Raw genomic sequence first — 25,506 nt, 5'->3', positions numbered from 1 at the left:
GCCGCCCCATTGCGTCCCCTCGCGGCGCGCGATGTGATCACCGGATGACCGCACCCGAGGACTGGCTGCTCAGCGCAGAGGAACGGGGCAACGCGGCCACGGACCTGCCCGCCTGGACCGAGGGCAACCTCGCCGTGCCCCTGGTGCACGGCACCGCCTACTTCGACCAGCTCGTCGAGTGCGTCCAGGCGCTCGACGAGGACGACCACCTCTTCTTCACCGACTGGCGCGGGGACCCCGACGAGGAGCTGCGTCCCGGCGGGCCGACGGTCGCGCAGCTGTTCACCGAGGCCGTGCAGCGCGGGGTGACCGTGCGCGGGCTGGTCTGGCGCTCACACGTGGACTGGCTGTCGTTCAGCTCGCGCGAGAACCGGGCGCTGGACCGGGAGGTCGAGGACGGCGGCGGCCTGGTGGTCCTGGACCAGCGGGTGCGCCGCGGCGGCAGCCACCACCAGAAGCTGGTCGTCTGCCGGCACGACCAGGACGCCACGAAGGACGTCGCCTTCGTGGGCGGCATCGACCTGTGCCACAGCCGCCGCGACGACGCCGACCACCGCGGCGACCCGCAGTCGCTCCCGATGGCGGCGGCCTACGGCCCCACGCCGCCGTGGCACGACGTGCAGCTGATGATCCGCGGACCGGCGGTCGCGGCGGTGGACACGGTGTTCCGGGAGCGCTGGGACGACCCGATGGACCCCGACCAGGGCAATCCGGTCGCCCACGTCATCGACCGGCTGCGGCGGAGCCGGATGTTCGCCGACCGGCTGGCGCCGCAGCTGCCCGCCCCGCCCCCGATGGGGCCGCACCTGGTGCAGAACCTGCGCACGTATCCGGCGATGCGCCCGCCGTACCGCTTCGCGCCCGGCGGCGAGCGGTCGGTGGCCCGCGGGTACTCCAAGGCGATCCGCCGGGCCCGGCGGCTGATCTACCTCGAGGACCAGTACATGTGGTCGGGCGAGGTCGCGCAGCTGTTCGCCGACGCGCTGCGCGACCACCCCGACCTGCACCTGGTCGTCGTCGTCCCCCGCGTCCCCGACCAGGACGGCGCCATCGCCAAGACGCCGCAGTACGTGGGCCGCTGGCAGGCGCTGGAGATGGTCCGCCGGGCCGACCGCGACCGCGTGCACGTGTTCGACATCGAGAACCACGAGGGGACGCCGGTCTACGTGCACGCGAAGGTGTGCGTGGTCGACGACGTGTGGGCCAGCGTCGGCAGCGACAACTTCAACCGCCGCTCGTGGACGCACGACAGCGAGCTGTCCAGCGCCGTCCTCGACACGACCCTGGACCCCCGCGAGCCGCGTGACCCCGCCGGCACCGGCGACGGCGCGCGCACCTTCGCCCGGGACCTGCGGCTGGTCCTGGCCCGCGAGCACACCGACCGCGCCGCCGACGGCAGCGAGGACGCCGACCTGCTGGACCCGGCGGCTTTCGTGACCACGCTGGAGGCCCAGGCCGACGAGCTCGACGCCTGGTACGCCGGTGGCCGCCGCGGCCCCCGCCCGCGCGGCCGGCTGCGCCACCACGAGCCCGAGCAGCTGTCCCTGACCACCCGGCTCTGGGCGACGCCGCTGTACCGGCTCGTCGACGACCCCGACGGCCGACCGCTCCGTCTCCGCCGCCGCCGCGAGTTCTGACCCCGAGCCGGCCCCGGGCAGCGCCCACAGGGACCGACCTCTCCCCAGCGCGGTCGTGCTCTGCTCACACCCGTGTGCAGAGCACGAGCGCGCGCGCCGACCCCTAGCACCTCCGGCCTTCGAGCTCTGCCTACACCTGTGGGCAGAGCACGAGCGTCCACAGGAGGACAAGAGGGGCAGTCGATCGGCGCGCTGCACGCGCACGCTGCCCGGGTGTCCGAGTTCGACCTGGCCGGCCTGCTCCGGAGGATCCGCCGTGCCGCGGACCTGTCCCAGCGGGAGCTGGCACAGACCGGCGGAGTCCCGGCCTCCACGGTCGCCGCTGCCGAGGCGGGGACGCGCGGGCTCGACGCCCGCGCGCTGGCCCGTCTGGCGGCCGTCGCCGGGCTGCGGCTGGCGCTGCTGGACGCGCGGGGCGACGAGGTGGCGCCGATGGACGGCGACGCCGTCCGGGACGAGGGCGGGCGGCACTTCCCGGCCCACCTCGACACCCGGCACGGCGACGACGGCTGGTGGCACGGGCCGCACCGGTTCGACCGCCGCCCGGTCACGTACACGTTCACCCGCGACCGGTCCTGGCGGGACCGCCTGCGGCAGGCGCGCGGCGGGGTCCCCGACGACCACCAGCTCCCCCGGCCCGGCGACTCGCTCGCCGAGCGGGCCGCGGCCCGGCGGGCGGCCGCGTGGAGGGCCCGCGCCGAGGAGCGGGCGCGACGCCTGGAGGAGGAGCCGGGACAGCCGTCGGTCGGCGACTTCCGCTGCGAGTGCCCGCCGGCCTGCGAGGACCTGCTGCTCGACGAGCGCCCGCCCATCCCGGGCCGCCCGGGACCGCACGCGCCGGACTGCGTGTGTGGCTGCGACCTGAGCTGACCCGCTGCTACCGTGGGCCCGTGCGCGGCAGCCTCCTGCTTACCCGCCGCGGCGAGGCCTCCTCCTAGGTCGGCTCCCTCGCCGCGGAGATCCTGCCGTGGTCGAAGACGTCCCGGCGCCCGCTGACCGCCCCCGGAGCGACAGTCCAGCCCGCGCCAGAGGAGTCAGACCACCGTGAGCAGCCCGCAGCACCCGCACGCCCGCAACCCGCAGCGTCCCTCGGGGATGCCGATCTCCCGCTACGCCCCGTTCCAGCAGGTCGACCTGCCCGACCGCACCTGGCCCGACCGCGTCACCACCGTGGCCCCGCGCTGGTGCGCCGTCGACCTGCGCGACGGCAACCAGGCCCTGATCGACCCCATGTCCCCCGACCGCAAGCGCCGCATGTTCGAGCTGCTGGTGCGGATGGGCTACAAGGAGATCGAGGCCGGCTTCCCGGCGGCCAGCCAGACCGACTACGACTTCATCCGCCAGCTCGTCGAGGACGACCTGGTACCCGACGACGTCACGATCCAGGTCCTCACCCAGGCCCGCGACGAGCTGATCGAGCGCACCTTCGAGTCCCTGCGCGGCGCCCGGCAGGCGATCGTCCATCTCTACAACTCGACCAGCACCCTGCAGCGCCGCGTCGTCTTCAACAGCGACCGTGCCGGCATCGTCGACATCGCCGTCCACGGGGCCCAGCTGGTCCGCAAGCTGGCCGAGCAGGCCGGGGACACCGAGATCCGCTTCGAGTACAGCCCCGAGTCCTTCACCGGCACCGAGCTGGACTTCGCCGTCGAGATCTGCAACGCCGTCACCGACGTCTGGGAGCCGACCCCGGACCGGCCGACCATCCTCAACCTGCCGGCGACCGTCGAGATGGCCGAGCCGACCGTCTACGCCGACCAGGTCGAGTGGATGCACCGCAACCTGGGCCGCCGCGACGCCGTCGTCCTGTCGCTGCACCCGCACAACGACCGCGGCACCGCCGTCGCCGCCGCCGAGCTGGGCTACCGCGCCGGCGCCGACCGCATCGAGGGCTGCCTGTTCGGCAACGGCGAGCGCACCGGCAACGTCGACCTGGTCACCCTGGGCCTGAACCTGTTCAGCCAGGGCATCGACCCGCAGATCGACTTCTCCGACATCGACGACATCCGCCGCACCGTCGAGTACTGCAACCAGCTCGGCGTGCACGAGCGGCACCCCTACGGTGGCGACCTGGTCTACACCGCCTTCTCCGGCTCGCACCAGGACGCCATCAACAAGGGCTTCCGGGCGCTGGAGGCCGACGCGGCCGACGCCGGGAAGCCGGTCGACGAGATGCCGTGGGCGGTCCCGTACCTGCCCATCGACCCCAAGGACGTCGGCCGCAGCTACGAGGCGGTCATCCGGGTCAACAGCCAGTCCGGCAAGGGCGGCGTCGCCTACGTCATGAAGACGGAGAACCACCTCGACCTGCCGCGCCGGCTGCAGATCGAGTTCAGCGCCGTCGTGCAGCGGCACACCGACGACGAGGGCGGTGAGGTCACCGCGCAGCAGATGTGGGCCGCCTTCAGCAGCGAGTACCTGCCCGACCCCGACGCCCCGTGGGGCCGCTTCGCCCTCGCCGGGCACCGGCACACCACGCACGGCGGCCAGCTCGACGAGATGGTGGTCGAGCTGATCGCCGACGGCGTCCCGGTCACCGTGCAGGGCCGCGGCAACGGGCCGATCGCGGCGTTCGTCGAGGCGCTGCGCACCCTCGACGTCGACGTCCGGGTCCTCGACTACGCCGAGCACGCGCTCAGCGCCGGCGGCGACGCCCGCGCCGCCGCCTACGTCGAGTGCGCCGTCGGCGAGCGGGTGCTGTGGGGCGTGGGCATCGACCCGAACATCGTCAGCGCCTCGCTGCGCGCGGTGGTCTCCGCGGTCAACCGCGCCCAGCGGTAGGCGCCCGGGCCGGGGCGGCGCGACGACGCCGTCCCGGCCGGGCCCTCACCCGGCCGGCCGGACCGCCGGATGCTCGGGCGGGGCGTCGCCGGGCTCGTCCCCCCGGTGGGCGTCGTCCTGGTGCCCGGGGGTCCCCAGCTCGTCGACGAGCAGCAGGTCACGCCGGACGTGCCGGCGGCGGTAGGCGACCCGGCTGATCAGGTGTGCGCTCACCGGTGCGGTGAGCAGTTGGAACGCCGCCACGAGCAGCAGCATCCAGGCGTTGGCCCAGCCGTCGAGCCGGATGGCGGCGCCGACCATGACGAGCAGGACCCCGAGCACCTGGGGCTTGGTGCCGGCGTGCATCCGCGACAGCACGTCGGGGAACCGCACCAGGCCCAGCCCGGCGGTCAGGCAGAGCAGGGCGCCGGCCAGCAGGCAGGCGAAGGCGACGACGTCGGCGAGCGCGGTCACGACCGGCCCTCCTCGACCTCGGCGGCCACCGGCAGGCCGAGGTCCCGGCCGTCCCCGGTGCGCGAGCGCAGCAGCATCCCGCCCACGTAGCGGGCGACCGACACCGAGCCGACGAAGGCCAGCAGCGACACCACGACCAGCACCGGGACCAGCGTCGGGTCGCGCACCAGCGCGACGTGCACCGCGAGGCCCGCCGAGATGATCACGAGCAGGGTGTCGGTGGCGACCACCCGGTCCAACAGGGACGGCCCGCGCACCAGCCGGACGAGGCAGAGCAGCGCGCCCCCGCCGATCAGCGCGTAGAGCACCGCGCCCACCACCGTCACGGCGCGGTCACCCCCGTGCGGGCGGCGTCCAGGGCGGCGACGTCCTCCGCCGAGCCGAACGCCCGGACCAGGCGCTCCTCGACCACCAGGACGTTGGCGCGCTTGCGCTCGACGTCGGCGCGGTCGCGCACGGGCAGCAGGTGCAGCGTCATCAACCGCTGCTCGCGGTCCAGGTCGAGCACCAGCGAGCCGGGCACCAGCGAGGTCGCCTCGGCGACCATCGTCAGCAGCAGGTCGGAGTCGACGCGCAGCTGCACCTGGATGATCGCGGTGCGGTGCACCCCCCGCGGCCGCAGGGCCTGCCAGGCCACCTCGGCACCGGACAGGAACAGGTCGACGACGAAGTGCCCGAGGAACGCCAGCAGGGGCGCGGGGCGCACCCGCACGCCGCCCACCACGTGCGGCAGCGGCAGCAGGACCAGCACGACGAGCGCGACGACGAGGCCGGAGAGCAGGTTCGCCCACGACCAGGTGCCCCACAGCAGCATCCAGACCAGCACCAGCCAGACGGCGAGCGGGACCTGGTGCCGCAGCCGCGTGGCGGCGGGTTCCACGGTCACGGCGCCTCCCCGAACACCGACGAGACGTAGGGCGTGCGGTCGACCAGGTCCGTCGCGGCCCGGTCGGCCAGGCCGTACAGCGGCCCCGCCAGCCCGGTCAGGGCCACCGTGAGCGCCGCCAGCGCCGCGGTCGCCCCCACCATCGTCGGCGGCAGCGGGCGCAGCGCCCGGACCGCCCCGGCGGCGGGCGGCACCTCCGCCTCGGTCGCCGTCGCCACCGCGGTGTGCCGGCGCCAGGCGTCCTGCAGCGCGGTGCGCGGCCGGTCGTCGTCGGGGGCGGCGAGGTCGTCGTCCGCAGGACGCCGGCGCTGGGTGGCGTCCGCGGCGGCCGCCGCGGCGGTGTCCTCGGCCGGGGCCTGGTTCGGGGACCGCCAGAAGGCGCGGGTCCAGACGCGGCCGACCGCGAGCAGCGTGAGCAGGCTGGTGACCACCCCGCCGGCGACCAGCGCGTAGGCCATGGCACTGCCCTCCGCGACGCCGGCCTCGAGCAGGCCGAGCTTGCCGATGAACCCCGACAGCGGCGGGATGCCGGCCAGGTTCATCGCCGGCACGAAGAACAGGACCGCCAGCAGCGGCGAGCGCCGGGCCAGCCCGCCCAGGCGGTCGACCGCCGTCGTCCCGCCCTGGCGCTCGACCAGCCCGGCGACCAGGAACAGGGTGGTCTGGATGGCGATGTGGTGGGTGACGTAGAAGACCGCGCCGGCCAGGCCCGCCGCCGTCCCGAGGGCGATGCCGAAGACCATGTAGCCGATGTGGCTGACCAGCGTGAACGACAGCATCCGGCGCAGGTCGCTCTGGGCGACGGCGCCGAGGATGCCCACCAGCATCGTCGCCAGCGCCGCCCACATGAGCACGTCGTCGAGCGCGCCGCCGGGGAACAGCAGCGTCTGGGTGCGGATGAGCGCGTACACGCCGACCTTGGTGAGCAGGCCGGCGAAGACGGCGGTGACCGGTGCCGGCGCGGTCGGGTAGCTGTCGGGCAGCCAGGCCGACAGCGGGAAGACCGCGGCCTTGATCCCGAACGCGACCAGCAGCATCGACTGCAGCACCACCTGCATGCCCTCGGGCAGCTCGGCCAGCCGCACCGCCAGCTGCGCCATGTTCACCGTGCCGGTGGCGGCGTACACCAGCCCGATCCCGGCGAGGAACAGCAGCGAGCTGGTCAGGCTGACGACGATGTAGGTGATGCCGCCGCGGATGCGCGCCGCCGTCCCGCCCAGGGTCAGCAGCACGTACGACGCCATCAGCAGGATCTCGAAGCCGACGTAGAGGTTGAACAGGTCGCCGGCGAGGAAGGCGTTGCTCACGCCCGCCACGAGCACGAGGAACGTCGGGTGGAAGATCGACAGCGGCGTCTCCTCCGACCCGTCGGCCGCGCCCTGACCGACGGCGAACACCAGCACGCCCAGCGCCACGGTCGAGGCGACCACCAGCATCAGCGCCGACAGCCGGTCGACGACCAGGACGACGCCCAGCGGGACCGGCCAGCCGCCGACGGACACCGCGCCGGCACCCTGGGCGTCGGCGAGGAACAGCAGCGCCACCGAGACGCCGAGCACCGCGACGAGCACGACGATGCTCAGGGAGCGCTGGAAGGTGGGGTGCCGCGCAACCAGCAGCGCCCCGGCCGCGCCGAGCAGCGGGAGCAGCACCGGCAGCGGCGCGAGGACCTCGATCACGGGGCACCGCGCCCGGCCGGGACGTCGACGTCGTCGGCGATCTCCTCGAGGTCGGCGCGCAGCGAGTCGGCGTGCATCGCCGCGCGGTCCTCGGGGGCGAGGTCGTCGGGGTCGAGCTCGTCGGCGTCGGTGGCCCGGCGGGCGGCGACCCGGCGGTCCTCCTCGTCGGTGCCGACGGCCTCGTTGCGGGCCAGCCGCCAGGAGCGGTGGATGATCGCCAGCACGAACGCCGAGATGCCGAAGGTGATCACGATGGCGGTGAGGATCAGCGCCTGCGGCAGCGGGTCGTTGATCTCGTCGGCGTCGGAGTAGCCGAGGATCGGCGCGAGCCCCGCCGGGCCGCCGCTGGACAGCAGCAGCAGGTTGGTCGCGTTGCCCAGCAGCAGGAAGCCGAGCAGCACGCGGGTGAGGCTGCGGTCGAGCAGCAGGTACACCCCGGCCGCGTAGAGCCCGCCGATCATCACCGGCAGCACGATCGTGGGGGTCATCGCAGCACCACCTCTCCGGGGCTCAGCTCGATCGGGTCCTCCTGGTCCTCCTGGCGGTCGAGCTCCGCGCCCAGGCTGCGCAGCACGTCGAGGACCAGCCCGACGACGATCAGGTAGACGCCGCAGTCGAAGAACAGCGAGGTCACGAGCTTGACGTCGCCGAGCACGGGCAGCGTCGTCTCCACCACCGCCGTCTGCAGGACCCCGCCGCCCAGCAGCAGCCCGGCCACGCCGCTGACGCCGGCGACCAGCAGCCCGCTGCCCAGCAGCAGGCCCGGCGCGACCGGCGCGGCCTCCCCGAGCTCGTAGCGCCCGCCGGCCAGGTAGCGCAGCACCAGCGCCAGGCCCGCGACCAGGCCGCCGGCGAAGCCGCCGCCGGGCTCGTTGTGCCCGCTGAAGAGCAGGTACAGCGAGAACACCGTGATCGTGTGGAACAGCAGCCGGGTGACCACCTCGAGCACGACCGAGCGCCGTGCCGGGTCGAGCGTCGCGGTGGCGGCCAGCCAGCGGTCGCGCGGGGCCCGGCGGCCGCTCTCACCCGACCGGGACAGCTGCGCGCGGGTCACCCGGTCCACCCCGCCGGTGCGCCCGCGGAGGAAGACGAGGCTGGCCACGCCGGTGGCGGCGACGACCAGCAGCGAGACCTCGCCGATCGTGTCCCACGCGCGGATGTCGACCAGGGTCACGTTGACGACGTTCTTGCCGCCGCCGAAGTCGTACGCCGGCCCGGGCCAGCCGGCCGACACCGGCGTCGCCGTCCGGACGGCCAGTGCCACGGCGCCGACCGCGCCCATGAACGCGCCGACCGACACCGCGATCACCCCGCGGACGGCGCGCTCGCGGGGCCGGTGCCGCTCGGTGATGTCCTTGGGGAGCTTGCGCAGGACCAGCACGAAGACGACGAGGGTCAGCGTCTCCACGAGGAACTGGGTGAGCGCGAGGTCCGGGGCGCCCTGCAGCGCGAAGACGACGGCGATGCCGTAGCCGGTGACGCCGACGACGAGGACCGCGGACAGCCGCTGGCGGATCCGCAGGGTGAGCGCGGCGGCGGTCACCACGACGACCCCGACGACGGCCTGCACCGGGGTGTCCCAGGCCCGCCACTCCCCCGGCCACGGCGCCTGCGTGAGCAGCAGCGTGCCCGGCAGCGCGAGGACGACGGCGAGGATCGTCCCGAGGTAGGCCGGCAGCGAGCCGCGCTGGGTGGTGCCGGTGACCAGCACCGAGAGCCGGTCGACACCCTGCACGACGTTCCAGTAGCCCTCGTCCGCCGAGGCCCCGACCGCCACGCGACCCTGCAGGCGCTGGACCGGCCCGCGGACGGCGAACAGCGCGGCACCGCCGAGCACGGTGAGCGCCGACAGCGCCAGCGCCGGCTGCCAGCCGTGCCACAGCGCCAGGTGCTCGGCCTCGGGAGCGTAGAGCGGCAGCGTCTCGGCGTAGGCGGTGACCAGCGGGTCCAGCAGTGGGCTGGCCGGCCCGAGCACCAGCCCGGCGAGCGCGAGGACGGCGGGCGCGGCGAGGAACAGCGCCTCCGGCGGGTGCTCGAGCGCGGTGCCCGGGACGCCGGGCTTGCGGGCGAAGGCACCCCAGACGAAGCGTGCGGTGTAGGCGGCGGTGAGCACCGAGCCCGTGACCAGCCCGACGAGGACGACCACCGCGGCGGTCCGGTCGGGCAGGCCGCCGTCGAGCAGTGCGGTGAACGCCGCCTCCTTGCCGACGAAGCCCAGCAGCGGCGGCAGCCCGGCCATCGAGGCCGCGGCGGCGGTGCCGACGGCGGCCAGGACCGGCAGCCGCCGGCCGAGGCCGGACAGCCGGCGCAGGTCGCGGGTGCCGGTCGCGTGGTCGACGACGCCGACGGTGAGGAACAGCGTGGACTTGAACAGCCCGTGCGCCAGGGTCATGGTCAGCCCGGCGGCGGCGAGCTCGGCGCTGCCGGCGCCGACCAGGGTCAGCAGGAACCCCAGCTGGCTGACGGTGCCGAAGGCGAGCAGCAGCTTGAGGTCCTTCTGGCGCAGTGCCCGGTACCCGCCCACGAGCATCGTGGCCACGCCCAGGCCGAGGACGACCGGCCGCCACCCCGGCACGTCGGCCAGGCCGGGGGCCAGCCGGGCGACGAGGTACACGCCGGCCTTCACCATCGCGGCGGCGTGCAGGTAGGCGCTGACCGGCGTCGGCGCCTCCATGGCCGCGGGCAGCCAGAAGTGGAACGGCACGAGCGCGGACTTCGTCACCGCGCCGGCGAGCACCAGGGCCGCACCCACGGTCATCGCGGTGCCGCTGCCGGGGTCGGCCACGACCTCCGACAGCCGGTAGGAGCCGCTGGCCTGGCCGACGAGGATCAGGCCCACCAGCATGGCCAGGCCGCCGGCGGTGGTGAGGATCAGCGCCTGCGACGCCGCCCGCCGCGCGGCCAGCCGCCGTCCCGAGCCGCCGATCAGGAGGAACGAGAAGACGGTGGTGAGCTCCCAGAACACGTAGAGCAGGAGCATGTCGTCGGCGAGGACCAGGCCGAGCATCGACCCGGCGAAGGCGGTGAGGCACCCGGCGAAGCGACCGGTGCCCTCCTCGCCCGGGGAGAAGTAGCGGGCGCAGTAGACCAGCACCAGCGCCCCGACGCCGGTGACCAGCGCGGCGAAGGCGAGCGCCAGGGCGTCCAGGCGGAGCGCGACGTCGAGGTCGAGGACGGGGATCCACGCGACGGTCTCCCGCTGCTCCTCGCCGGCCAGGACGGGGCCGAGCCGGGTGACCACCCAGCCGAAGCCCGCGGCCGGCACCAGGGCCAGGGCGAGGAAGGCCTGGCGCCCCCACCACCGCACGAGCACGGGCGCCAGCAGGCCGGCGAGCAGGTGGAGGAGCAGGAGGACGAGCACGTGTCTCCGGGAGTCGTGGGCGGCTCGGGGACACCAGGGACGTCGGTCGCGACGGCCGGCGGCAGTTCCCAGGCTACCCGTTCGCCCCTGCCGGCCCGCCTGCGCGGGACGGTCGGCCTCCACCGTCCACGGTGAGCCAGGACGCGCTGCGGTGAGCCAGGACGGCTCAGGCCTCGGCGAGCTCCGCGGCGGCCAGCCAGTCGGTCTCCACCTGGTCCTTCTCGGCCAGCAGGCTGCGCAGCCGCCCGTCGAGCTCCATGACCTTCGCGTGGTCGGTGGCCGCGGCGGCGAGCTGGGCGTGCAGCCGCTCCTCCTCGGCGGTCAGCTTCTCCAGCCGCCGCTCGAGCCGGGCGGCGTCCTTGCGGGCGGCGCGCACCTCGGCCGCCGAGGGCCCGGCCGCTGCCGGCGCGGGGCCGGGCACCGACGCGGCCGAGGACAGCGCGGCGCCGCCACCGGCGCGGATGGCGAGGTACTCCTCCACCCCGCCGGGCAGCGCGGCGATCGAGCCGTCGCCCATCAGCGCCACCACCGAGTCGCACACCCGGTCGACGAAGTAGCGGTCGTGGCTGACCACCAGCACCGTGCCGGGGAAGGAGTCGAGCAGGTCCTCGAGCTGGTTGAGCGTGTCGATGTCGAGGTCGTTGGTCGGTTCGTCGAGCAGCAGCACGTTGGGCTCGGCCATGAGCAGGCGCAGCAGCTGCAGGCGCCGGCGCTCGCCGCCGGAGAGGTCGCCGACCGGCGTCCACTGCCGCGACGGCGGGAAGCCGAACCGCTCGGCCAGCGACGACGCCGAGATGTCCTGGCCGCCGATGCGGGCGATGCGGGCGACCTCCTGCACCGCCTCGAGCACCCGCAGCTTCGCGGGCAGCTCGGTGACGTGCTGGGACAGGTACGCCGGGGCCACGGTCTGCCCGCGCACCACCGTGCCGCGGTCGGGCTCGGTCTCGCCGACCAGCAGCCGCAGCAGCGAGGTCTTGCCCGCCCCGTTGACGCCGACGACGCCGATGCGGTCGCCGGGGCCCACGTGCCAGGTCAAGTCGCGGAACAGGAGTCGGCGTCCACCCTCGACCGGTATCGAGTGGTCGACGTCCTCGACGTCGTAGACGGTCCTGCCGAGCCTGCGGGCGGCGAAGCCCTTGAGGGCCATGGTCTCGCGCGGTGGCGGCTCGTCGGCGATGAGCGCCTCGGCCGCCTCGATCCGGAAGCGCGGCTTGCTCGTGCGCGCCGGCGGGCCGCGGCGCAGCCAGGCCAGCTCCTTGCGCACCAGGTTCAGCCGCCGCTCCTCGCTCGCCGCCGCGATGCGGGAACGCTCGGCGCGGGCCAGCGTGTAGGCCGCGTAGCCGCCCTCGTAGGCGTGCACCGCGCCGTCGGCGACCTCCCACGTCTGCGTGCAGACCTCGTCGAGGAACCACCGGTCGTGGGTGACGACGACGAGCGCGCCGACCCGGTCCTTCACGAAGTCGGCCAGCCACGCGACGCCCTCGACGTCGAGGTGGTTGGTCGGCTCGTCGAGCACCAGCAGGTCCAGCGGCCGGATGAGCTGCGCGGCCAGCGCGACCCGGCGCCGCTCGCCGCCGGACATCGGCGCGACCGGGCTGTCGAGGCCCAGCCGGTCGAGCTCCAGGCCCGACAGCACGCTGCGGACGGCGGGGTCGGCGGCCCACTCGTGCTCGGCGGCGAACAGCGAGGCCGGCAGCACGACGTCGCGGACGGTCGCCCCCGGCGGCAGCGTCCCGGACTGGTCGAGGACGCCGACGGCGAGGTCGCCGCGGCGGGTGACCCGCCCGGAGTCGACGTCCTCCCGGCCGGTGAGGACCCCGAGCAGCGTGGACTTGCCGCTGCCGTTGCGCCCGACGACGCCGATCCGCTCGCCGGACGCGACGCCGAGCGAGACGTCGTCGAGCAGCACGGTCGTGCCGTGGGCCTTGGACACCCGCTCCAGGTTGAGCAGGTTCAGCGGCGCGCTCACCGCGGGATCCGGGTCATGGGGTCCCCAGTATCCCCGGGCCCCGAGGCGCCTCGGAGGGGCGGGCGCAGCGCCCGGCCGCGCCCCCACGTGCGACGTCGCTAGTGGACCCCAAGGCACTCGCAAGCGGTGTCCGGAGAGTCACCACCAGTACACCCCGGCTCCCGGGGCGGACGAGCGGAGGACTTCCATGAGCATGACCGCAGCGGCCCACGACGCGGTGGTCCCGGCGCCGGCGACCCCCCACCTGCGGGCGGTGCCCCCGCTGCCCGAGCCCGCCCGCGAGACGACCGCCCTGTGGTGGGCGCGGCTGCTGCGCCGTGGCCCCGGCCCGCTCGAGTACTCGCTGGTGGCCGTCAACTCCGACCGCTTTCCCGACGGCACCCCCGTGGACATGACCGCCGTCGACGCCCGCGGCCGCCGCCCGGCCGGCTGGCAGGTCGACGTCCGCCACCGCGCCACCGACGGCCGGGTGGTCCGGATCGAGGTCGCCGAGGAGCTCTCCGACCGCTGCCCGCCGATGTGGTTCGCGGAGGTCACCCACGCGACCGGCGCGGTGCCCGCGGCCTCCCTGCTGGCCTTCCGCGGCAGCGCCTTCCGGCCCGGTGCGGTCGTCCGGCCGCACGAGGTCGCCGCGGCCGGCGTGCGGATGACCGACCGGATCGCCGAGGTCCGCTGGTGGATCCGCTCGGGCCTGGTCGACACCGTGACCGTGGAGCCCGTCTACCGCGGCCGCGGCGTGGCCCGCACCCTGGTCACCGCCGCCGAGGGCCTGCGCTTCCTGCGCGGCTGGGCGCCCCTGCGCTCCGACGGCCGGCTCACCGACGCCGGCGCGGCGTGGCTGGAGTCCGCGCCCGCCGCGTGGCAGCCACGGCTGGCCGCGCGCAGCGAGGTGCTCCCCGACGCCGACGTCGAGGAGGAGCTCACCGGGGTGGCCCGCCTGCTCCGCTGACCGCCCGGCCGGCCGACTCGACCTGCAGAAAGGTCGTGCCCCGCCTATCGTCCGAGTGGTGCGTCTGCCCGCGGTGACCTGGTCGGACGTCGAGCGCCGGGCGCGGACCGTCCTCGGGGACCCGGTCACCCGGCTCGGGGGCCGGGACGACCTGACCGTGCGGGGCCTGGTCACCGACTCCCGGCGGGTGGGTCCGGGGTCGCTGTTCGCCTGCGTGCGCGGTGCCGCCAGCGACGGGCACCGCTTCGCCGCGACGGCCGCGCGCGCCGGGGCCGCGGCCCTGCTGGTCGACCGCCCGGTCGACGTCGACCTGCCCCAGCTGCGCGTCTCCTCGGTGCGCGCGCAGCTCGGCCCGCTCGGCGCCCTGCTCGCCGGTGACCCCGCCCGGCAGCTGCACCTGGTCGGGGTGACCGGCAGCAACGGCAAGACGACGACCAGCACGCTGCTGCGCGGGGTGCTCGACGCCGCCGGCACCCGCACCGGCGTCGTCGGCACGCTCGGCGCGCAGGTCGGCACCCGCAAGCGTGGGACGTCGCTGACCACCCCCGAGGCCCCGGAGCTGCACGAGCTGCTGCGCTGGATGGTCGAGGCCGGAGCCGAGCGGGCCGTGGTCGAGGCCTCGTCGATCGCCCTCGACATGGGCCGCATCGACGGGCTGGCCTTCGACGTCGCGGTGTTCACCGGGTTCGAGGAGGACCACCTCGACCACCACGGCACGATCGAGCACTACTGGGCCAGCAAGGCGCGGCTGTTCGAGCGCGACCGGGCGGCGGCCGGCGTCGTCGTCGTCGACGACCCGTGGGGACGGCGGCTGGCCGACCAGGCGCTGGTCCCGGTGACGCGGGTGGGCTCGGCCGAGGACGCCGACGTCCGGGTGCTCGGCTGGCGCACCGGCACCGGCGGCACCGAGGTGCTGCTGGCCGACGACACCGGCGGGCACCGCGTGCACAGCCCGCTGGTCGGCCGGGTGCACGTCAGCAACCTGGCCGCCGCGTGGGCGACCGGCCGGGTGCTCGGCGTCCCGGCGGCGCGGATCGCCGACGGCCTGGCCACGTCCGCGCCGCCGCGGGGCCGCAACACCGTGCTCGGCGGCGACGGGCGGCCGGTCGTCGTCGTGGACTACGCGCACACCCCGCGCGCGCTGGCCGCGGCCATCACCACCGCTCACGACCTCTGCGGACCCGGCGGGCGGGTGCACCTCGTGCTCGGCGCCCGCGGCCGGCGGGACCGCTACAAGAGGCAGGGACTGGGCGAGTCCGCCCGCGCGGCCGACGTCGTCTGGCTGACCAACGAGGGCAGCCACGGCGAGGACCCGGCGGCGATCATGGCGGAGCTGCGGGTGGGCCTGATGGGGGCGGCCGCGGCGGTGCGCACGGTCCCCGACCGGCGGGCGGCGATCCTGGCCGCGGTGCGCGCCGCCGGCCCCGCCGACGTCGTGCTGCTGGTCGGCCGCGGCCACGAGACGCGGATGCTCGACACCACCGACCCGCGTGACGCCGTCCACCTCGACGACGCCGAGGTGGCCAACACCGCGCTCATCGCCGAGCACGGCCCGCCGGCCGTCGCCGGCGACCTGGCCGAGCGCGCCTCCTGACCCACCGGTGGCAGAGATGGCCATCTCTGCCACCGGGGTCCGATCGGGAACACCGGGGACCTCCGCGGTGCTACGGTCACCACTGGTTGAGAGCTCAACAAGGGAGGCCGGCCATGCCCGCCGTCACCGTCGAGGACACCACCACCCTGGCCCGCGTGCCGCTGCCGGCGCCCGGGACCGTCCGCCGCCGCACCCGCTCGGTCACCACCGCGCCGTCGGGCTTCGAGGGCGAGGGCTTCCCGGTGCGCCGCGCCTTCGCCGGCGTCGACCTGCGCGACCTCGACCCGTTCCTGCACATGGACCAGATGGGCGAGGTCGAGTACGCGCCCGGTGAGCCCAAGGGCACCTCGTGGCACCCGCACCGCGGCTTCGAGACCGTCACCTACATCATCGACGGCACCTTCGAGCACGCCGACTCCCACGGTGGCGGCGGCACCATCAGCGACGGCGACACGCAGTGGATGACCGCCGGCGGCGGCGTCCTGCACATCGAGCGGCCGCCGGAGCACCTCGTGGTCAGCGGCGGGCTGTTCCACGGCCTGCAGCTGTGGGTCAACCTGCCGCAGGCACAGAAGTGGGCGCAGCCGCGCTACCAGGACCTGCGCGCCGACCGGTCGGTCCTGCTGGCCAGCCCCGACGCCGGGGCGTTCCTCCGGGTGATCGCCGGCGACGTCGCGGGGCACCGCGGGCCGGGCTCGACGTACACGCCGATGGCGATGGTGCACGCCACCGTCTCCCCCGGCGCGACGCTCGACCTGCCGTGGGACCCGTCGTTCAACGCGCTGGTCTACGTGCTCTCCGGCGCCGGCTCGGTGGGCATCGACGGGGCTCCGGTGAACACCGGGCAGCTCGCCGTCCTCGGCCCCGGCGACACCGTGACGGTGCGCGGCGCGGTGCGCCAGGAGTCGCGGACGCCGGCGCTCGACGTCGTCGTCCTCGGCGGCCGCCCGATCCGCGAGCCGATCGCCATGTACGGGCCGTTCGTCATGAACACCCGGCAGGAGGTGCTCGACGCCTTCACCGACTTCCAGGCCGGCCGGCTCGGCAGCATCCCCGCAGCCTACGGCGACACCCCGCACGGCGCGGTGCGCGGCGAGACCGGACAGGAGTAGGAAACCGGTCATGAGCGATCCCTCGCCGCGCCCGGCCGCCCGGGACATCGGCGGCCTCGACGGCACGGCCGCCGGCCCCGCCCTCGACCTGCTGCCCGCCAAGGAGGTGGTGCTGGGCGAGGGGACGCCGGTGCGGCGCCTGCTGCCGACGCTGGGCCGCCGGATGGTCGGCGCCTGGGCGTTCGTGGACCACTACGGTCCCGACGACGTCGCCGCGACCTCCGGGATGCAGGTGACGCCGCACCCGCACACCGGGCTGCAGACGGTGTCCTGGCTGCTGCAGGGCAGCGTGCACCACCGCGACTCCCTCGGCAGCGACGTCACCTTCGGCCCCGGCCAGCTCGCGCTCATGACGGCGGGGCACGGCATCGCGCACTCCGAGCAGTCGCCGGTGCCGCACCCGCGGTTCCTGCACGGCGCCCAGCTGTGGGTGGCCCTGCCCGACGCCGCCCGGGACACCGCACCGGCCTTCGAGCACCACATGACCCTGCCCGGCTTCACCTCCGACGGGCTGACCGCGACGGTGCTGATGGGCAGGCTCGGTGGCGCGGTCTCGCCGGGGACCGCGCACACGCCGATCGTCGGGGTGGACCTCGACCTGGCCGCCGGGGCCGACGTCGAGGTGCCCCTGGAGCCGGACTTCGAGCACGCGCTGCTCGGTGCCTCCGGCGGGGCCGACGTCGAGGGCGCGCCGCTGGCGCACGGGGCGATGGTCTACCTCGGCACCGGCCGGCGGTCGGTGCGGATCCGGACCGAGGCGCCCGTGAAGCTGCTGCTGCTCGGCGGCGAGCCGTTCGAGGAGCGGCTGGTCATGTGGTGGAACTTCGTGGGCCGCTCCGGTGAGGAGGTCACCGAGTACGCCGAGCGGTGGAACGACGGCGACGCACGGTTCGGCGTCGTCGCGGGGTTCTCCGAGGACCAGCGGCAGCTCGCGCCGGCGTTGCCGCCGGTGCCGCTCAAGGCGCGCGGGCGGGTGCGGTGAACGACCGCCACCTGGCCTTCCTCGCGGAGCACCGCTGGGGCGTGCTGGCCACGGTCAAGGGCGACGGCCGGCCGCAGCTGTCCGACGTCGGCTACGCCTACGACCCGCAGCAGCGGCTGTTCCGGGGCTCGGTGACCGCCGACCGGGCCAAGACCCGCAACCTGCAGCGGGACCCGCGGGTCACCCTGCACGTGTCGTCGGACGACTTCTGGTCGTGGGTGGCCGTGGAGGGCACCGCGGAGCTCACCCCGGTCGCCGCCGAGCCGCACGACGCGACGGTCGAGGAACTCGTGGCCTACTACCGCGGCATCTCCGGCGAGCACGAGGACTGGGACGACCACCGCAGGGCGATGGTGGCCGACCGGAGGCTCGTCGTCCGCTTTCTCCCCGAGCACACCTACGGCGAGGTCCGCGGCTGACCGGGGCCCGGCCGGCACGCCCCGCCCGCGCCGGCCCTGTCCCGCTCAGCTCCCGGCCGGCTCCTCCATGACCGAGAACGAGGCGCCCCACGGGTCGGCCACCACGGCGAACCGGCCGAACTCGGTGTCCTCCGGCGCCATCGTGACCTTGCCGCCCGCGGCCTCGACCGCGGCCACCGCGTCGTCGGTGGAGGCGACGGAGAAGCAGGTCGCCCACCCCTTCGGTGCACCGGGGACGATCCCGCCCAGGCCGCCGAGGGGACGCTCGGCGGTGGCGAAGGTGGCGTAGCCGCCCATGCCGTCGAGCTCGTCGAAGCGGAACCCGAAGACCGCGGCGTAGAAGGCCTGTGCGTCGGCGGGGTCGTCGACGGCGGCCTCGTTCCACGCCAGCGACCCCGGCTCGTTGTGGACCTCGACGCCGGTGTGCGTGCCCGCCTGCCACAGGCCGAACGGGTTCCCCTGCGGGTCCCGGGCGATGACCATCGTGCCCATCGGCCCGACCTCCATCGGCTCCACGACGACGGTGCCACCCGCCTCGCGGATCCGGTCGCAGGTGGCCGCGGCGTCGCTCGTGGCGAAGTACGTCGTCCAGGACGGCGAGTCACCCGGGTCCGTCAGCGGACCGAGGCCGGCGGCCTGGTGCCCGTCCTTGAGCGCGTTGACGTAGCCGCCGTACTCCGGTGAGTCCTCCGTCCAGTCCCAGCCCAGCAGCGAGCCGTAGAAGGACTTCGCCGCCTGGGGATCGGCGGCGCCGTAGTCGATCCAGCAGGGCGTGCCGTCGGGCCAGGGGGTGTTCCGGATGGGCATGGCTCCTCCTCGGTGTCGGGGAGGGCACCGTCCCACCGCGGGCCGACAGTTCCCAGGCCCTCTGCGGCGAGGAGCTAGAAGCGTCCGCCGCCGCTGCGACCGCGGCTGCGCGAGCCCCCGAAGCTGCCGCCGCGCGGCCGTCCGCCACCGCCGCCCCCGAACCCGCCGCCGAACCCGCCGCCGAGGCCCCCGCCGCCGCCCCCGCCGCCGCCGTAGCCCGCGCTGCGGCCCCCGCCGAACCCGCCGGCCAGGATGCCGCCGAGCACCAGGCTGCCCAGGTCCACGCCCCCGCGCCCGCCGCCGTAGCCGCCGCCGTACCCGGGCCCGTACCCGCCGCCGTACCAACCGCCGCCGCCGTACCCACCGCCGCCGAACCCACCGCCGTAGCCGGACGACCACGTCGCGACGTCGGACTGCGCCAGCTGCAGCGCCGACTGGGCGAGCTGGTCGGCCAGCTGGGCCTCCCGCAGGGCACCCTCCGGGTCGGTGCGCCCGGCGCCCACCGCGGTGTCGAGGTGGCGCTGCGCCTCGGCGAGCCGGGTACGCGCCTCGGGGCCGACCGCGCCGCGGCGGGTGGCCACGAAGTCGGCCGCGGCGGCGACCGCGGACCGGGCGCGCAGCAGCGTCTGGTCCAGCGCCGAGGCCGCCCGTCGGGCCCGCGTCTGGGCGTCCCGGGCGACGGCCAGCGCCTGCTCGAGCGCGAGGTCTGCCTCCTCCAGCCGGCGCAGCGCGGTGATCGGGTCGGGTAGCGCACCGCCCTGTGGGGCCACGGCCTCGTCGGCGGCGCGCAGGCCCGCCTCCGCCCGGGCGATCTGCGGCCGCAGTCCGGCGGAGTCGCCGGAGGCCACCACGGCGCGGGCCTCGGCGAGGTCCTCCTCGGTCTCGGCGCGGACGGCGGGGACCCGTGCGGCCGCCTCCTCGAGGTCGCGCTGCAGCCTGCCGACGGCGTCGAGCAGCGTGCCGACCTGCGCGACCGCGTCCTCGGCGGCGCGCAGGTCGCCGACCGCCTCCCCGGAGCGGCCGGCGTCGAGCGCGGCGCGCGCCTCGGCGGCCTCCTGCTCGGCGGCGGCCAGCCGTGCGCGGGCCTGCTCCACGTTGTCGGCCACCGGGGCCAGCGCGGATGCCGCGTAGCGCCGCTGCAGCCGGGCCAGCCGCTCCTCGTCCTGCGGGAGCCGGCCGTGCAGCGCCGTGATGCGGGGGCCCAGCGCCTCCAGCACCTGCGGCGCGGTGCGCTCGAGGTCGCGCAGCTGGTCGAAGGCCTGCGCCTGCTCGTCGAGCCGGGCGTCGGCGGCCGAGGTCAGCTGCAGGATCTCGCCGAGCACCGCGCGCCGGGTCGGCTCGTCCATGCCACCGTCCCGCCCGCCCACCTCGTCGTCGAGCTGCTGGCGCAGCGTGAACGCTCGGGTGAGCTCCTGCCGCGACTGCCCCAGCGCCTCGGTGAACCCGGCGACGGCGGCCTCCCCGTACTGCAACCGGGCGAAGTCCAGGTCCAGCTGCGAGGTCTTGACCGCCTCGTCGAGGTCGAGCAGCGCCGCGCTGGCCCGGCCCTGCAGCTCCTCGGTGGGCACGCCGGCGTTCGGGTCGGGCCGCTCGATCCGCGTGGTCGCCGGGGCGGCTCCCTGCCGACGGCGTCGCGACCGGGCCGCCAGGTAGGCGCCACCGCCGACGACGGCGATCCCGCCCACCACCGCGGCGGTCACCGCACCCGAGCCGGAGCCCGACCCGGAACCCGACCCGGAACCCGAGCCCGCCGCGTCGCCCACCCCGCCGGCGAAGACGACCGCCGCGCCGGCCCAGTCGTCCTCGCCCAGCTCCGGTTCGACGTCCCGGGCGAGGAAGTCCTCGATCTCGGCGTCGGTCTGCGGGAACGCATCGTCCACCCAGTAGCCGTAGCGCCGGTCGCCCACGGCGACGGCGAGCAGCACGTCGGTGCTGCCCAGGCCCGAGGCCTGCGCGGTGGCCTGCGCCCACTGGCCCTGCTGGATGCCGTCGAAGGAGCTCACGTAGACGACGAAGACCTGGGTGCCGTCGTCGGCCTGCCGGTCGTCGACCGCCTGCTGGACCTCCGCCAGGTCGCCGGACCCGAGGACGCCGGCGCGGTCGGTCACCTCGTCGGGGACGTCGAACGGAGGCTCGGCCAGCGCCGGACCGCCGCCGGCGACCACGACCGCCGCCGCGACCGCGAGGACTCCCATCAGCCGGCGCACACGACCGACCCTAGGCGGACCGGCGCGGACCGGCCGGGTAGGACGGACACAACCGGGTAGGGCCCGGTCAGCCCAGATCCGGCCCGAGGAGGACCCCCCGTGAGCGAGACCGACCGCATCCCCGCCGCCCAGCTGCCCCCGGGGGAGGTGGGCCGGGCCGGGAAGTGGGCCGTGGGCAACCGCGACGGTGAGTACTTCGCCGTCTCCCGCCGCTGCCGCCACCAGCTCGCCGACCTCTCCGGGGGCAGCCTCGACGCCGACGGCTGCCTGGTCTGCCCGTGGCACCAGGCGAAGTACGACGTCCGCACCGGCGAGATGGTCGAGGGCCCGCGAGGGCTGCTCGGCTACCACGGGCCGACCCCGGGCTACACCCAGTTCGTCCGCGCCTACGCGAAGGTGCTGAAGCTGCGGGTCAAGCGCGCCCTGCGCCGCGGGGACGACGTCGTCGTCGCCGACTGACCGGGGCCGCCCCGTCCCTCAGGTGCGCTCGATGGGCTGGTCGACCCCCTGCACCAGCGCGTCGGACTCGATGTCGGCGACGCCCGTCGGGCGCACGGAGACGCCCATGGTGGCGGCCACCTCCTCGGCCGACCGGGGGCGCAGCACGCCGTCGCGGATCTCCTCGGCCCAGTGGCAGCTGACCAGGTGCGCGGGTCCGAGCTCGCGCAGCACCGGCACCTCGTCGTCGCAGCGCGTCTCCTGCCGCCACGGGCACCGGGTGTGGAACCGGCAGCCGCTCGGCGGGTTCGCCGGGGAGGGCAGGTCGCCGGCCAGCAGGATCCGCTCCCGGCTCTCCTCGACCACCGGGTCGGGCACCGGGACGGCGCTCATCAACGCCCGGCTGTAAGGGTGCAGCGGCTCGGCGTAGAGGACGTCGGAGGGGGCCTGCTCCACCAGCGACCCGAGGTACATGACCCCCACGACGTCGCTGATGTGCTTGACCACCGCCAGGTCGTGCGCGATGACCAGGTAGGTCAGGCCGAGCCGCTCCTGCAGCTCCTCGAGCAGGTTGACCACCTGTGCCTGCACGCTGACGTCGAGCGCGGAGACCGGCTCGTCGGCGATGAGCAGGTCGGGCTCCAGCGAGATGGCCCGGGCGATGCCGATGCGCTGGCGCTGCCCGCCGGAGAACTCGTGCGGGTAGCGGCGCAGCGCCGCCGACGGCAGGCCGACGGAGTCGAGCAGGGTGCGGATCCGCTGGGCGATCCCCTCCTTGCCGCCGCCGAGACCGTGGGCGTGCAGCGGCTCGGCCAGCAGCGACTCGACGTTCTGCCGCGGGTCGAGGCTGCCGAGCGGGTCCTGGAAGACCATCTGCATGCGGCGGCGGATCGTCCGCAGCGGCTCGCCCTGCAGCGAGGCGACGTCGGTGCCGTCGAAGAACACCCGGCCGGCGGTGGGCTCCACGAGGCGGAGGACGGCCCGGCCGAGGGTGGACTTGCCGCAGCCGGACTCCCCCACCAGTCCGTAGGTGCTCCCGCGGGTGATGCTCAGGTCGACGCCGTCGACGGCGCGCACGTGGCCGACCGTGCGGTCGAAGAACACCCCCCGCTTGATCGGGAAGTGCACCTGCAGGCCCTCGACCCGCAGCAGCGGGTCGGCGGCAGTGCTCTCGGCGGCGGGGACGGCGGTCATCGGGCGGCTCCGGACGCGGTGGCCCCGGCCGGGGACCGCGGGTACTCGAGGGGGTGGCGGCAGCGCAGCTCGCGCCCGGGTCCGTCGAGCTCCAGCGGCACGGTGCTCCCGGCGACCTCGGTGAGGCAGTCGTCCTGGGCGTTGTCGCACCGCGGGGCGAAGGCGCAGCCCTCGGTCCAGGGGATGACGTCACGGGCGGAGCCGCGGATGGGGTGCAGCGGCACGCCGCGGGCGCCGTCGAGCCGCGGGACGGAGGCCAGCAGGCCGCCTGTGTAGGGCTGGCGTGGCCGGGCGAACAGGTCGTGCCGGTCGGCGGACTCGATGATCCGGCCGGCGTACATGACGTGCACCCGGTCGCAGAGCCCCGCGACGACGCCGAGGTCGTGGGTGATCATCACCAGCGCGGTGCCGGAGTCGACCACCAGCTCGCGCAGCAGTTCCAGGATCTGCGCCTGGATCGTGACGTCGAGCGCCGTCGTCGGCTCGTCGGCGATGAGCAGCCGCGGGGAGCACGCCAGCGCCATCGCGATCAGCGCCCGCTGGCGCATGCCGCCCGACAGCTGGTGCGGGTACTCCTTGAGCCGGCGCGCGGGGTCGGGGATGCCGACGCGGTCGAGCAGGCGGGTGGCCTCGTCGACGGCCTCCTTCCTCGACATCTCGCGGTGCTCGAACAGGACCTCGGTCACCTGGGTGCCGATGGGCACCGTGGGGTTCAGCGAGGACAGCGGGTCCTGGAAGACCATCGCCATGTCCGCGCCGCGCATCCGGCGCAGCGTCCGGTCGGAGGCCCCCAGCAGCTCGTGGCCGTCGAAGCGCACCGAGCCGCCCACCTGGACGCCGCGCCGCGGCAGCAGACCCATGATCGCCAACGACGTCACCGACTTGCCGCAGCCGGACTCGCCGACCAGCCCGACGGTCTCCCCCGGCGCCACGGAGAAGCTCACCCCGTCGACGGCGTGGGTGGGCTGCTCACCCTTGCGCGCGAAGGTGACGGTCAGCTCGTCGACCTCCAGCACCGGCCGGCCCGTGCGGTCGTCCCCGTGCGGGGGCAGTTCCACGATGGTCATCCGGCTCACCTCCGGAACTTCGGGTCGAGCGCCTCGCGCAGCGACTCGCCCAGCAGCGTGAAGCCCAGCGCGACGACGATGATGCACAGGGCCGGGTAGACGGCCAGCTCCGGCCGGATGGACAGGAACGCCTGCGCGTTGGAGAGCATGGCGCCCCACTCGGGGCGGGCGAGGTCGGGGTCGCCCAGGCCGAGGAAGGACAGCGCGGCCGCCTCGATGATCGCCGTCGCCAGCGACAGCGTCGCCTGGACGATGACCGGCGACAGCGAGTTGGGCAGGACGTGGCCGAACACGATCCGGCTCCTGCGGATGCCCAGCGCCCGGGCCGCCAGTGCGTAGTCGCTGTCCCGCTGCGCCAGCATCGAGCCGCGCAGCAGCCGGGCGAAGACGGGGACCTGGGTGACCGCGATGGCGATCATCAGCGCGTACTGGTTCTGGCCCAGCAGCACCGAGATGCTGATCGCCATCAGCAGGCCGGGGATCGACAGCAGGATGTCGACGAACCGCATGACCACGGTGTCCACCCAGCCGCCGAACGCGCCGGCCAGCACACCCAGCGCCATGCCGACGACCACGCCGAGCAGCGTGGACACCACGCCGATCAGCAGCGACTGCCGCGACCCCACGATGAGCCGGGACAGCAGGTCGCGGCCGAGGTTGTCCACCCCCAGCGGGAAGCCCTCGCGGCTGCCGGGGATGGTGCCGGGCCGGATCTCGCTGAGCAGGTACTGCGTCAGGGGGTCCTTGGGGGCGAGCAGCGGGGCGAAGGCGGCCACCAGGAGGAACAGCACGACGATGACCGCGCCGGTGATCGCCACCGGGTTGCGCCGCAGCCGGCGGAAGGCGCTCTTCGTCAGCGAGACGCCACCCTCACCCTCGGGCACCTGGCCGGCGCGTGCGGCGAGCTCGTCGATGCGGCGCCGCTTGACGTCGCCCATCGCGGTCATCGGACCCTCACCCGTGGGTCGAGCAGGCCGTACGAGATGTCGACCAGCAGGTTCACCAGCACGTACACCACCGCCAGCATGAGGATGAAGCCCTGGAGAACGGCGAAGTCCCGGGCGAAGATCGCGTCGAAGATCGCCGACCCGACGCCGCCGAAGGCGAAGACGGTCTCGGTGAGCACCGCACCGGAGAGCAGGAGCCCCGTCTGCAGGCCGATCGTCGTCGACACCGGCAGCAGGGCGTTGCGCACGATGTGCCGGCGGCGGACGGTCGCCGTCGCCAGGCCCTTGGCGTTCGCCGTCCGCACGTAGTCCTCGTTGACGACGTCGAGGACCGATGCGCGGGTGATCCGCACGATGATGGCCAGCGGGATGGTGCCCAGCGCGATGCCGGGCAGCACGAGGTGCAGGAAGGCGTCCCAGGCGGCGTCGAACTCCCGGGTGAGCAGGCCGTCCAGGACGTAGAAGTTGGTGATGCGGGTAGCGTCGATGCGCACCTCCTGCCGGCCGGAGCCGGGCAGCCAACCCAGCTCGACGGCGAACAGCAGGCGCAGCAGGTACGCCAGGAAGAAGACGGGCGTCGCCACGCCGAGGAGCGACCCGATGACCGAGGTCGAGTCCAGCCAGCTGCCGTGCCGGCGGGCGGCCAGGTAGCCCAGCGGGATGCCGACGCCGATCGCGAAGAGCATCGCGAAGAGGGTCAGCTCGATCGTGCCGGGCATCCGCTCGAAGAACTCCTCGGTGACCGCGCGGCCGGTGCGGGCGGAGTTGCCGAAGTCGAGCTGGACGGCGCGGCCGAGGAAGCGCAGGTACTGGACGTAGAGGGGCTGGTCGAGACCGAACAGCTCGTTGTAGCGGGCGATGGCCTCGGGCGTGGCGCGCTCACCGAGGGCGGCCTGGGCCGGCCCGCCGGGCAGTGCCCGCAGCCAGGCGAAGAGCAGCAGCGACAGCCCCAGCAGGATCGGGATCAGCTGGAGGAGCCGCCGGACGATGAAGCGGAGCACGCGCTCGGGTCACCTCTCCGGGG

At 75.1% G+C, this 25,506-nt stretch carries 22 protein-coding genes; 9 read left to right on the top strand and 13 right to left on the bottom strand.

Annotation, left to right across the window (positions count from 1 at the left end; all coding sequences use genetic code 11):
- Positions 1 to 44 precede the first annotated feature (44 nt).
- From BM414_RS01510 to leuA, 3 genes are all read left to right on the top strand, one after another.
- A complete protein-coding gene (locus tag BM414_RS01510) occupies positions 45 to 1,637 on the top strand; it encodes a phospholipase D family protein (protein ID WP_093577664.1) in 1,593 nt (530 codons plus the stop codon).
- A 213-nt stretch (positions 1,638 to 1,850) separates the two neighbouring features.
- Positions 1,851 to 2,507 carry a helix-turn-helix domain-containing protein gene (locus BM414_RS01505; RefSeq protein WP_139245686.1) on the top strand — a complete coding sequence of 219 codons (657 nt, stop codon included), beginning with the start codon at positions 1,851 to 1,853 and terminating at the stop codon, positions 2,505 to 2,507.
- Between the two features lie 174 nt (positions 2,508 to 2,681).
- A complete protein-coding gene (gene leuA / locus BM414_RS01500) occupies positions 2,682 to 4,418 on the top strand; it encodes a 2-isopropylmalate synthase (RefSeq protein ID WP_245784384.1) in 1,737 nt (578 codons plus the stop codon).
- A gap of 45 nt (positions 4,419 to 4,463) precedes the next feature.
- On the opposite strand, the gene mnhG is transcribed toward leuA, so the two are convergent.
- The 7 genes from mnhG to BM414_RS01465 all read right to left on the bottom strand — a co-directional run bounded on the left by mnhG (position 4,464) and on the right by BM414_RS01465 (position 12,766).
- Positions 4,464 to 4,871, bottom strand: a complete 408-nt coding sequence (gene mnhG, locus BM414_RS01495) for a monovalent cation/H(+) antiporter subunit G (RefSeq protein WP_093577662.1) — start codon at positions 4,869 to 4,871, stop codon at positions 4,464 to 4,466.
- Positions 4,868 to 5,197, bottom strand: coding sequence for an MrpF/PhaF family protein (locus tag BM414_RS01490; protein WP_093577661.1), 330 nt, complete (start codon positions 5,195 to 5,197; stop codon positions 4,868 to 4,870). The genes mnhG and BM414_RS01490 overlap by 4 nt, the downstream gene beginning before the upstream one ends.
- The gene (locus BM414_RS01485) at positions 5,194 to 5,757 is read right to left on the bottom strand and encodes a Na+/H+ antiporter subunit E (protein ID WP_093577660.1); all 564 of its coding nucleotides are present in this window, start codon (positions 5,755 to 5,757) and stop codon (positions 5,194 to 5,196) included. Before BM414_RS01485 ends, BM414_RS01490 begins: the two co-directional genes overlap by 4 nt.
- Positions 5,754 to 7,436: a Na+/H+ antiporter subunit D gene (locus tag BM414_RS01480; protein ID WP_175551372.1), complete on the bottom strand. Its 1,683-nt coding sequence runs from the start codon at positions 7,434 to 7,436 to the stop codon at positions 5,754 to 5,756. Before BM414_RS01480 ends, BM414_RS01485 begins: the two co-directional genes overlap by 4 nt.
- Positions 7,433 to 7,924: a Na(+)/H(+) antiporter subunit C gene (locus BM414_RS01475; protein WP_093577659.1), complete on the bottom strand. Its 492-nt coding sequence runs from the start codon at positions 7,922 to 7,924 to the stop codon at positions 7,433 to 7,435. The genes BM414_RS01480 and BM414_RS01475 overlap by 4 nt, the downstream gene beginning before the upstream one ends.
- On the bottom strand, positions 7,921 to 10,797 hold the full coding sequence (locus tag BM414_RS01470) for a Na+/H+ antiporter subunit A (RefSeq protein WP_093577658.1): 2,877 nt from the start codon (positions 10,795 to 10,797) through the stop codon (positions 7,921 to 7,923). Before BM414_RS01470 ends, BM414_RS01475 begins: the two co-directional genes overlap by 4 nt.
- Before the next feature lie 166 nt (positions 10,798 to 10,963).
- Complete coding sequence (locus tag BM414_RS01465) at positions 10,964 to 12,766, bottom strand: ABC-F family ATP-binding cassette domain-containing protein (RefSeq protein ID WP_093577657.1); 1,803 nt, start codon at positions 12,764 to 12,766, stop codon at positions 10,964 to 10,966.
- Positions 12,767 to 12,953: 187 nt separating this feature from the next.
- Between BM414_RS01465 and BM414_RS01460 the strand changes: the two genes are divergently transcribed.
- The 5 genes from BM414_RS01460 to BM414_RS01440 all read left to right on the top strand — a co-directional run bounded on the left by BM414_RS01460 (position 12,954) and on the right by BM414_RS01440 (position 17,822).
- Positions 12,954 to 13,715: a hypothetical protein gene (locus BM414_RS01460; RefSeq protein ID WP_093577656.1), complete on the top strand. Its 762-nt coding sequence runs from the start codon at positions 12,954 to 12,956 to the stop codon at positions 13,713 to 13,715.
- Between the two features lie 58 nt (positions 13,716 to 13,773).
- Positions 13,774 to 15,309 carry a Mur ligase family protein gene (locus BM414_RS01455; RefSeq protein ID WP_093577871.1) on the top strand — a complete coding sequence of 512 codons (1,536 nt, stop codon included), beginning with the start codon at positions 13,774 to 13,776 and terminating at the stop codon, positions 15,307 to 15,309.
- Positions 15,310 to 15,422: 113 nt separating this feature from the next.
- On the top strand, positions 15,423 to 16,421 hold the full coding sequence (locus BM414_RS01450) for a pirin family protein (protein ID WP_093577655.1): 999 nt from the start codon (positions 15,423 to 15,425) through the stop codon (positions 16,419 to 16,421).
- Positions 16,422 to 16,431: 10 nt separating this feature from the next.
- On the top strand, positions 16,432 to 17,403 hold the full coding sequence (locus tag BM414_RS01445) for a pirin family protein (RefSeq protein ID WP_093577654.1): 972 nt from the start codon (positions 16,432 to 16,434) through the stop codon (positions 17,401 to 17,403).
- Positions 17,400 to 17,822 (top strand): PPOX class F420-dependent oxidoreductase, encoded by a 423-nt coding sequence (locus tag BM414_RS01440; RefSeq protein WP_093577653.1) that lies wholly within the window; start codon positions 17,400 to 17,402, stop codon positions 17,820 to 17,822. The genes BM414_RS01445 and BM414_RS01440 overlap by 4 nt, the downstream gene beginning before the upstream one ends.
- Before the next feature lie 45 nt (positions 17,823 to 17,867).
- Here BM414_RS01440 and BM414_RS01435 read toward each other — a convergent pair whose 3' ends face one another.
- Together BM414_RS01435 and BM414_RS31245 are read right to left on the bottom strand one after the other, a co-directional pair.
- Positions 17,868 to 18,629, bottom strand: coding sequence for a VOC family protein (locus BM414_RS01435; protein ID WP_093577652.1), 762 nt, complete (start codon positions 18,627 to 18,629; stop codon positions 17,868 to 17,870).
- Positions 18,630 to 18,703: 74 nt separating this feature from the next.
- Complete coding sequence (locus BM414_RS31245; protein WP_217644464.1) at positions 18,704 to 20,836, bottom strand: TPM domain-containing protein; 2,133 nt, start codon at positions 20,834 to 20,836, stop codon at positions 18,704 to 18,706.
- A gap of 99 nt (positions 20,837 to 20,935) precedes the next feature.
- On the opposite strand from BM414_RS31245, the gene BM414_RS01425 reads away from it, so the two are divergent.
- Positions 20,936 to 21,295, top strand: coding sequence for a Rieske (2Fe-2S) protein (locus BM414_RS01425; protein WP_093577651.1), 360 nt, complete (start codon positions 20,936 to 20,938; stop codon positions 21,293 to 21,295).
- A gap of 18 nt (positions 21,296 to 21,313) precedes the next feature.
- On the opposite strand, the gene BM414_RS01420 is transcribed toward BM414_RS01425, so the two are convergent.
- The 4 genes from BM414_RS01420 to BM414_RS01405 are packed head-to-tail and all read right to left on the bottom strand — an operon-like array spanning position 21,314 to position 25,483.
- Complete coding sequence (locus BM414_RS01420) at positions 21,314 to 22,468, bottom strand: ABC transporter ATP-binding protein (protein WP_093577650.1); 1,155 nt, start codon at positions 22,466 to 22,468, stop codon at positions 21,314 to 21,316.
- Positions 22,465 to 23,535, bottom strand: a complete 1,071-nt coding sequence (locus tag BM414_RS01415; protein WP_093577649.1) for an ABC transporter ATP-binding protein — start codon at positions 23,533 to 23,535, stop codon at positions 22,465 to 22,467. The genes BM414_RS01420 and BM414_RS01415 overlap by 4 nt, the downstream gene beginning before the upstream one ends.
- A 5-nt stretch (positions 23,536 to 23,540) precedes the next feature.
- Entirely contained in the window at positions 23,541 to 24,482 is a 942-nt protein-coding gene (locus tag BM414_RS01410) for an ABC transporter permease (protein WP_093577648.1), read from the bottom strand.
- Positions 24,479 to 25,483, bottom strand: a complete 1,005-nt coding sequence (locus tag BM414_RS01405; RefSeq protein WP_093577647.1) for an ABC transporter permease — start codon at positions 25,481 to 25,483, stop codon at positions 24,479 to 24,481. The genes BM414_RS01410 and BM414_RS01405 overlap by 4 nt, the downstream gene beginning before the upstream one ends.
- Between the last annotated feature and the right edge of the window lie 23 nt (positions 25,484 to 25,506).

It is taken from the genome of Geodermatophilus amargosae (assembly GCF_900116515.1).
Lineage (GTDB): Bacteria > Actinomycetota > Actinomycetes > Mycobacteriales > Geodermatophilaceae > Geodermatophilus > Geodermatophilus amargosae.
The sequence above is the reverse complement of the archived record's forward strand: the minus strand, read 5'-3'. Positions and strand labels throughout refer to the sequence as shown.